Annotated in this window: 3 protein-coding genes; all 3 read right to left on the minus strand. The window is 60.7% G+C overall.

What is annotated here, in order from left to right; genetic code table 11:
- Nucleotides 1–397 (minus strand): hypothetical protein (locus B4E36_RS09720; RefSeq protein WP_414673753.1); only part of this gene is annotated, 397 nt, incomplete at its 3' end.
- Between the two features lie 120 nt (nt 398–517).
- On the minus strand, nt 518–8,125 hold the full coding sequence (locus B4E36_RS09725; protein ID WP_292058454.1) for a UvrD-helicase domain-containing protein: 7,608 nt from the start codon (nt 8,123–8,125) through the stop codon (nt 518–520).
- Between the two features lie 186 nt (nt 8,126–8,311).
- The coding region (locus tag B4E36_RS09730; RefSeq protein WP_345900295.1) for a type II toxin-antitoxin system death-on-curing family toxin at nt 8,312–8,627 on the minus strand (316 nt) is incomplete at its 5' end.

The raw sequence follows: 8,627 nt of genomic DNA on the forward strand, positions 1-8,627 counted from the left end.
CCCGATCATTAAATCCGTCAATGCCGTTGTGATACTGCCAGAACGGATTGAAAACATAGCGGTTTTCCAGCAGCAGCCGGACAGGACCCGAGAACCTCTGCCAAAGGGCCCTATAGATGCGGTGATCGACATCCAGCGCAACAAGGCGCCCGAAATAGCCAAGGAACTCCGCACGTTCGCTGTAGGAGCCGGCCTGAAACTCGTGTTCATCGGCATAAGCAGCGTTGAAGGCAATCCACAGGAATATGAAGCACGCATCATCGTCGTCAGCGCAATCTTCCGCCCGCCCGACCCAGCTGATCGCGCGATGAACCCGCAATCCCATCGTTTCAGGAAAACCTTCACGCAACGCGCGTTGTTTGCTCTTCAGGACGGCGAATGCCATGTCATTCCGCATCTAGCTTTTCCTTCTCGCCCGGATCAGGAGCAACTCGCAATTTCGGACCGGCCAGATCGCGGATTCCATAGCGATCAAACCGTCAATCGGCAGAAACATTTTCAACCCCCAGACCGGTTCCTATCGCAGCCTGCCTGCGACCAGAACCACATATCCCCATCCGCGAGCGGCAACGAGGCTCCCGGTAACATCGAGGCTTCTCTCATCGACCGGGTAACGCACCACAGCGCTCACCGTCAGCTCCGACGTATGATTGCCGGCGCCGAAATTGTTCGCGATACAGCCGATCTGACGCCTTGCGCCTGTTTCATCACAATGAATGAGCGCCATGTTCGATCGACTCCCGACCCCGGCCAGCAAGAGCTGATCGCCAACCCTGACATTCCGCTCGATATAGGCCTGACATTCATCGGGATCGGTGTTGAAACGGCTGCGACGCGCTGCCCAGCCAAGATCCACCTGTTTGTGGGCGCCGGTTAGCACCATGCCTTCGCCGGCAGCGCCCGCGATCGCGCGTGGCGGCGCGCTCCCCCAGGCAAATTCGCGATCGCCGACAAAATAGACCAACCGGGTCTTTGCGCGGGTCAAGGCGACATAGAGCAAACGCGCCTCTTCGGCGGCATCGCCCTCACGAGCGCTATCGGACCAGCTTTGCGTGCCGAAAGAGGAACGCGACGGAGCGATAACGACATTCTGGAACTCGAGCCCCTTGACCTTGTGGATCGTCGACAAGACGACCTCATTGTCTCCCTGACGTTGACCAAGGAGGCGCTGGAGTTCATCGCGCTGCAACCCTTTGATAAAACGCAGCAGCGTCGACAAATGCGGGAATACGCTCTCCTCGCGGCAAAGCTCCCAGAGCACGTCCAGTTCGACCCGCCCCGCGCTTGCATGATCCGTTTCGGGTATGTCCTGCCGGCCCCGGAAGGAACCGCTCAACTCCTCCAGCAGGCTCGCCGTCAGCGTACGGTCATCTTTCGCGATCTCGGCCTCGAGAAAGTCGCACCACAGCGCGACATGCCTGAGATCGGCAACATGCATGTTTTCACTGCTTTGGACGGAAATAGCGGGGAAATGCGGTGCAAGATGACGGTGGATTTCGGCGACCTCGTCATTCGTACGGCAAAGGACGGCCAGCGTACCGGGGTTCTGGGCGTGCAATCGCATGCAGGTCTCCACCACCGCGCTGGCAGTCCGGCCCCAATCCCAACCCCTGGCGTCAATACGCTCGCAGCATCCTGTACCGGCGGTGTCAGCCTGTCTTAAAAGCGTGGTCTTCAGACGGCTCGATTGCGGGTTTCTTTCAAAAAAGGCCGTGATCATCTTCTGGCTCATGGCCACGATATCAGCACCAGAGCGAAAATTGACGCAAAGTTCAAGCGCGCGAAGGTCGCTGCCGCCGAAATCATCCCTGAACCGCTGGAAATAGACCTCCGCGAATGCTCCGTTTTCGCCTGTACCCGCCTTGCGCTGCCATCTCAGAATATCCTGGTCATCATCGCCGATCACCATGACGCCGGCCTGCTCGCCGCTGCCGAGGTGGATGTTACGGATGATCGAATAGACATCATCCGTAACATCCTGGAATTCGTCGACGAGAATGCTCCGGCATTCGCCCGCCACGCTTTTCCGGAATGCAGCATCCGCCTGAAGCCTCGCGGCGAAGCGCGACAGAAGGTTGTCGAAGGCAGCGCTGTCATCTCCGGCATCGGCCATGCTGCGCCGTGCCAGCGCGTGGAAGGTGAAGACCCGCACCTGCGACGCATAGGCCGCATAGCCCAGCGCCTTGAAAAGCTCGCGGATCCTCTTCCTGATCTCGAAAACGACGGCCCGGTTGAAGGCAAGCACGATAATTGCGGAAGGCTTGATGCGCTGCTCACGGATAAGATGGGTGATGCGGGCGACCAAAACCGATGTCTTTCCGGCGCCGGGGCCGGCATTGACCAGCAGATGCCGGTTGAAGGGATGGCTGATGGCCTGCCATTGGGCGGACTCCTGCGCATGTCTGTAGCGCTCGAAAAACTCGGTCGCCCTGGTCGCGCGCAACTGGTCGCGCTTTGCCGCGATAAAGGCGGCGACCTCGTTATCCTCGCCCTCGATTTCGCCTAGCTGGGTTTCGAGAAATGCCTTCAGTGCCGTTCCGTTGGCCTGCGCGAAATAGGGGCCGATAAAATCCCCGCGAACAGGTTGCGGCAGGTTTGCGAAAACCTCCATTGCAAAGCTTCTCGCTTCCGCAAACGCATTCACGTCGTTCAGCTCTTCGACCAGTTTCTGGTGCCGGCTGAACCCCTTTTGAGCGCCGGTCAGATGCAGGACATAAGACAGCGGTATGAGTTCAGGCTGCGCGCTGACCAGGTTCAGCGCCGAGAACAGGCGCAAAAGCGCTTCCAGATCGGCGATGCGGAACGTCTTTCTGGGATGTGCCGCCTCGATCCTTCTGATCAGGCTCTGGACTGCCACATTCGTGAGTTCCTTTTCGTTGGCCGCCTTGAACACGGCAAGCAGGGCCGGCGCCATCGAGAGAAGATCATTGCAGCGCGCGCTCGCCTTTCCCTGAACGGACGGCGGCATGGAGGCCACCCAGAACACCGCTTCCTCGTTCTGGCGCACCAGCTGCTTCATGCGTATTCCGCTGGCGCGCGCCAAAGTTCTGAAACCCTGCAGATAAGCCCGATGGTAGCGGCGCAGAAGGGCTTCGCGCTCGGCTATCATCTTCTCCGAACGCGCCTCGTCTTCATTGAGATCAGGAATGCCCCATTCCTCACGATCGAGATAGTCCAGCGGATTGAATTCGAGGCGACCGTTCAGCTCAAGGCGCTTGAGAACCCGGCGCACGGCGTTGCCGGCGCTTGAGACCAATCCATCGATCTGCCGTTCCGGCTCGGACAGAAGCGGCCGTTTCGCGAAATCGAGCGCCCATCTCATCTTGAGGCAGCCGCGCCGCTGCAGGTCGGCCAGAACGGCCATTGTCTCATCGGTGCTCTTGAGCCGGCATTGCGAGCGGATCTGGGAGATATTGATCACGGCGGCGGTCTCGTCGGCGCCGAGGCGGCGCCCCTGGGGCGCAGAGGCAGTCCTGTCGAACTTGAGGCCGATCAGATCGGAAAGCCAGTTCACGAAACCGCCGATGAGGCCGTCCCTGGCCCCCTCGCCTGCCGCATTCGCGGCACGTCTGAAATCACCCTCCGGCGCTGCTGCGATCGAGAGGATCGCTTTCGCCACGACCCCGCAGGATGATTGTTCCTCGGCTATCTCGGCAAGACGCGCCGGCGTCAGGTCCATCGAAATAAGGTCCGCGACGGAACCGAGCTGCACAAGGTGCCCGGCCTTTTCCAGCCAGAAAAGCGCCATGCGCAGGCTCGTCGCTTTTGCGCGCATCTGTGCCGCACTGGTATATGATCCGAAACCGGTATGAGGTACGAAGGCAACCCTTTGTCCCTCGATGGTCTCGGCAACGCCAAGGATATTCGTCTCCGTTTCGTCGATCATCTTGTCGCTGAGTTCATTGACAGCCCGAAGACTGCGCATCGTCTCGAATTCGGCGGGCGAGAAAAACATCGCGGCATTGAGCTGGGTGAGGCCTGCGCGTTCGCGCTCCGCAACGCCGCGACCGATACGCCCGACTTCCTGCAGGTAGTCTTCGATATAGGCGGGCGGGGAAAGGTGCATGACCCAGTGGATATCCGGAATATCCATGCCCATGCCGAAAGCCTTGGTCGCAACGAGGATATCGAGGTCTCCATCCCGAAAACGGGAATAGATGTCATCGCGCGTGGCGGCATCTAGCCCGGCATGAAAGCTCTCGACATCGCAACCGGAAACTTGCGTCAGACGCGCTGCCAGATCATCGGCATGGGTTCGGCGGGTAACGAAAATTATGACCGCGCTGCGCTGCCCGGTCTCAGCGCGATTGGCGCGGGCCTTGCGGATAACGCCCAGAATGTGAGGCAGACGCTCTGCCAGGGCCTGATCGAATCCCCTCTTATCGAGAAGGTTGCCTCGTGCACGCACTGGCTCGATTTCAATATGCGAGCGCAATGGGCCAGCAGACGTCTCGGGGTTGGCGCAGATGCTTAAGGGAAGGCCCGCATTGCCATGCGACAGATTGGCGAGCAGGTCGCCGATATTGTTCTTGTCCGAGGCCGTAAGCGTGGCCGACAGCAACAGGAACGGCGTTACATCCTGCTTTCCGCCGCCGCGAAGGCTGTTCATCAGATAAGAGAAGGAATAGAAATAGTCGGGGCGGAATTCATAGCCCCATTGATTGATGCAATGCGCCTCGTCGAAGACAACATATTCCAGGCCGCCATCGGCCTCTATCCGCCTGCGCAGCACATCGAGGAATGCGGCGTTGCGAAGCCGTTCCGGGGCGACGTAGAGCAGCACGATACGATTGTCGAGAACGCCCTGCAGCACTTCCGCCAGTTCGAAACTGGCCCGATCGCTGCTGAGATAGTCGACTGAATCGGCAAAACCCTGTTCGTGCAACCTGGCGACCTGATCCCTCATCAGCGCCTTGAGCGGTGAGAGGACAAGCGTGAGCCGGCGGTTCCGCAGCCCCCTGCAGAGCGCCGGCACCTGAAACAATACGGATTTGCCCTCGCCGGTCGGCAGGCTCACGATGACATCATTGGCGCGTGTCCGAATGGCCTCCATCGCCAGCGCCTGCGTCTGTTTGAAGCCGACGATGGAGTCCCCCCTGGAGTTGTCCGCCGGCTGCCAGTTTCTGACCAGAAAGCGCTCCATGGTCGCGAAATCGGATGGCGCCTCCTCCCGCCTGATCCGAAGTGGTTCGAAGACTAATTGCAACCGCTCCGCCTCGTTGGCCGACCATGGCGTGCCGTTCAGCGGGCTGAGTTCCATGAAGGCGCGCAACCGGTGGCTCGCAGCCGATGCGCGCGGGTCCAGAATGACCGCCCGTTGCGCGCTTGAATCCAGCCCGCATTGTTGCAGCCAGGCGCCAAGAAACTTGCCGATGAGTTCAGACGCCCGCTCAAGGACAACGCCATCGGAAACTGCGACCGCCGCCTCCAGGGACGACGTTGCCGTTCCGGTCGCCTCGGCCTCGCCTTCGGCCATTGCAGTCTCTGCAAGCGCGAACCACTCCTCCAGAGGCAGCGCGTCCACAACCGGTTGCAGCGAAACATCATCGTCGCGCGCCAGCGCATGCCAGTCCCGCCAGTGGTCCACCGTATCGACGATGGCCAGCCCGCGGCTTGCTGCGCGCAGGAGATGATCGCGGCGGCTGCGATACGACGTCTTTTCCTCGCCGAGCCCTACTTCTGAAAGCGCCGTGCGCAGCATATCAAGCAAGGCGACGCTCGCCGTGCTGGTCACCAACAGGATGGGAACGGCGTCGGCGCGCGCATATGCCCGAAAGGCCTCGAGCACGCCGATCCAGTAGCCCGCCTGATCTCCCGAACCCGGGAAGTGCGCGGGATACTGCCTCGTGGCAAGCACGGGCCGCGCCTTCGCCGCGCGGTCGGGACGTTCAACCCGCGCGATCGCGTCGGCAACCAAAACCGTGCGGAAACTCTGCCAGCCGCCGCCGACATCGAGGATCTGGGCGGCGCGATCGCGAAACAGCCATTTGTCGCAATGCGGCTCCGCTATCCGCATCAGAGCCGCGCGCTCCTGCTGGCCGGTCGGGATATCCACATCCGCGACCGGCGCACCCCTGTCCACGACAAGGGCCTGACCATCGGCAAGAGCCGCCCGCAGTTCCTGGGTCTCTGGCGCCGCCCACCATTCCGATGCGCGCGGAAAGGCCGCAATAGAGATTCTGCCGCCCTGAACGGGAACGAAGCAGGACCGCTCGATGGCCTCCGCCAGCCCGCGCTTCTTGTCCACCAGCCAGGCAGGCAGCATGTTGTATCGCACCGCCACGCCCTCCTCCGCCGCGCGCTGGCACACAGCCAGAAGCACAGCAGCGAAAGGGTCTCCCGCCTGCCCGGCGGCCAGTTCGGAACCAAGAAATTCCGCATCGATCTGCCAGAAAGGTCTTTGCAGCGGCTCACGCAGGTCGGCCTGAACCACCGCAACCCCGGCAACCCAGTCGAAATCCCGCAGCTCATGCGCGGGCAGCAGCAGGAGCCGGGCGGGATCGCGACCTTCATCGTGCAGGAAACCGGGAAAGGGCCGAGCCGGAGACGTTGTTTGCGGCACGGCATCGATAATCGCCCGCAGCAGGGTCGCGGTCCCGTCAAACTGCCGGGAAAACAATTTCGCCGAAAGCGCGGACGGCAATCTGTCGAGTTGCCGGACGAAAAGCTCGATATTCGTTTCCGCATCCGCCTCCGCGTGATGCGAGCCGCCCAGCGCATGGGATGTGGCCTGCGGCTCCAGCAGATACTGGACAAGCAGCGTATCCCATATCAGCGGCTCTGCGCTCAAAGGCATGCGCGGCGCCAGAAGCGGCCAGTCCCATGCCAGGATGTTGTGTCCGACGACGACCGTCGATGCATCGATACATGCGCCTAGCTCCTTGAGCGCGACCTCGATGTCGGTTCTTTTGACCTCGTCATGCACGCGAACCGAAACGCCCGCCCCTGAATAACCGATTTCCCAGATTCGATCGCCGTCGGTTTCAAGGTCGACGGCAAGAGCACGGGATCGGGCAATCTTGCCTTGCAATCCCGGCTGTCTTTCGATCGCCTGGAGAAGTCGCTCCGGTTCGCGCTCCCAGTCCGATTGAACCCTATGCCGGACGGCATCGGAAAGTTGTTCGAAAAGCATCGTAGCCGCGGTGGGGTCGTGGTCGACCAGCCGATCGACATAGGCCTGCGCCAGCAGGCCCGCTTCGGCCAGAGCCATGATCCATTGCCAGATGACGGCCGGAAGCGGAATTCCGCGATCCAAAAGACGCTGCGCTGCAATGGCTTCATCGGCGCTATCGGCCGCGAGCCAATCGCCAAGCCTGTCTTCACTGCCGTTGTCGATATGATAGAGGAGCGCCCATTCCAGAATATCGGCTTTTCGTTCCTCTTCCCTGGCTGTCGCGCGGCGCGAGACATCGGCGAGCAAACTGTCCTGCCGCTCCGGTTGCGGTGCGTCAAGCCATGTCCGTTCGGGCGGACCAAGGACCGCCATCTGCTCGGGTGAAAATCGCGCCAGCATATTTTCGACGGAACAATGGGGACTTGCGGGATTGACCGTCTCCTTGAAGTCGAAGCGGCTGTCATGCAGATGCTCCCTGACCCTGGCGCTCCGCAGAGCGTCAGCATCGAGCGGGACAATCCGGTTGACCCATTCCGTGCCCAGTACGCGGTCCTGCAGATCCGTCGGAGCGTTACCACCCCACTGCTTCACATACCATTGCGCATCCATCTGCTGATGCAGTTGCTGGAGCGAGCGCTGCTCGAACAGACGGGACCGGTAGAGATCCAGATCGGACTGGCTTTTGGGCGGTGGCTGACCGAGCCAATCGAGATCGGCTACCCGTGCCCACTGAACCACGCAACGCCGCCCCGGTTCCTTTGGGCGCGTGCCGATCTGGCAAAGAACCAGGTCTTCCGCCTCCACATCGATGAAGTCGCGCCGTCCCATGCTGTTGGCCGTGACGTGAAAGAACAGCCCCTCCGGCATGGACTCGCAGGTTACAAAACCGAATCCCCGTTCGGCGACCAGCTCCGTGATCCGCGCCAGGAACGGCAGCCTCAGGGTTTGAACACCAGAAGTCTGCCGTGCCTCGCGGCTGGAATGGGTTTCGGGTGCCTTCTGGAAATTCATTTGACGCTAGCATTCGTGTAAGGTGCAGCTATTCTTCAACCATATCGTGGATTGAGGAACAAGGGCTGATAGAGCCAAATAAAGCCGATCCCACCTGTAGTCACGCCAACCGCTGGATAGCACTTCAATTCCACCTTGCTCAGGCGTTTCCAATAAACATAAATAGGGCCACCGAAATGAATCAGGCTAACCTTCGACCAGCCGATCCCTGAACCAGCGTGCGAGTTCGTCTTCCGCGATCACGCCGCCAGCCACACCTTCCATCAACTGAATTGCATCGACAGGCTTGAAGCGAAGCCGGTATCCGTTGTCAGCAAGGAAAAGACGCGCCGCGATCCAGGCCGTGCGCTTGTTGCCATCCATAAAACCATGGTTCTTGGCGAGACCAAACGCATAGGCTGCGGCAAGATCTGACGCGTCCGGGGTGCCGTATGCAGCCAGATTCCGCGGACGGGCCAAGGCGCTTTCTATCCCGTCAGCGTTTCGGATGCCCTCGGAGCCG

It is taken from the genome of Martelella sp. UBA3392, from assembly GCF_002358775.1.
GTDB classification, from domain to species: Bacteria; Pseudomonadota; Alphaproteobacteria; order Rhizobiales; family Rhizobiaceae; genus Martelella; species Martelella mediterranea.